Raw genomic sequence first — 230 nt, 5'->3', positions numbered from 1 at the left:
GCCGATCCGCTCGAGCAGGCAGCGAAGCGTTCGACCGCCGTCCGCGACGGCAGCGAAGGCTACAGCGCCGCCGACATCGAGGGGCTGGAGGGGCTAGAGCCGGTGCGCCGGCGTCCAGGCATGTATATCGGCGGCACCGACGGCAAGGCGATGCATCACCTGTTCCCCGAGGTCATCGACAATTCGATGGACGAGGCGGTGGCCGGCCATGCCACCTTCATCGACGTCGG

1 pseudogene is annotated in these 230 nt (G+C 68.3%); it reads left to right on the top strand.

The features are described 5' to 3' along the window. A pseudogene (locus KVT37_RS33255) lies at nucleotides 1-230 on the top strand (DNA topoisomerase IV subunit B); the annotation flags it as partial.

Source organism: Mesorhizobium sp. GbtcB19, from assembly GCF_019091085.1.
Lineage (GTDB): Bacteria > Pseudomonadota > Alphaproteobacteria > Rhizobiales > Rhizobiaceae > Mesorhizobium.
Note: the sequence above shows the minus strand (reverse complement) of the source record. Positions and strands in the feature narration are given on the sequence as shown.